A 442-nucleotide genomic window follows, 5' to 3' on the forward strand; every position below is an offset into this window, starting at 1 on the left:
CCGTTGGACGCCGTCGCGGCCGGACCTGAAAGTCGACGGCGATATATTGTCGTTCGGCGCCAATCTGACCGGCTTCAACCTCGTCAACTTTTTCTCGCGCAATCTCGTCAACATCCTCATCGGAAAATATTCCGGTGCAATCGAGCTCGGCTATTACGACCGCGCTTACAAGCTGCTGTTGTTCCCATTGCAGAACATCACCCAGCCGCTGACGCGCGTGATGGTGCCTCTGCTCAGCCGAATTCACGACGACAAGGCACGGTTTCGCGACCTTTACGTGCGAACCAACTGGATGCTGGCGGCCGTAACCATGCCTGGTATCGCGGCGCTGACGCTGACCTCGGATCAGGTGGTCGCGCTCCTTTTCGGGCCGCGCTGGACCGCCGTGGCGCCTATTTTTGCCTGGCTCGGCATCGCCAGCCTGACGCAGTCCGTCTCAAGC

The 442-nt window shown here is 60.0% G+C and carries 1 protein-coding gene; it reads left to right on the forward strand.

What is annotated here, in order from left to right; all coding sequences use genetic code 11:
• Window positions 1-442 (forward strand): oligosaccharide flippase family protein (locus tag EOA32_RS37825; RefSeq protein ID WP_145971537.1); only part of this gene is annotated, 442 nt, incomplete at both ends.

This window comes from Mesorhizobium sp. M1A.F.Ca.ET.072.01.1.1, from assembly GCF_004023325.1.
Lineage (GTDB): Bacteria > Pseudomonadota > Alphaproteobacteria > Rhizobiales > Rhizobiaceae > Mesorhizobium.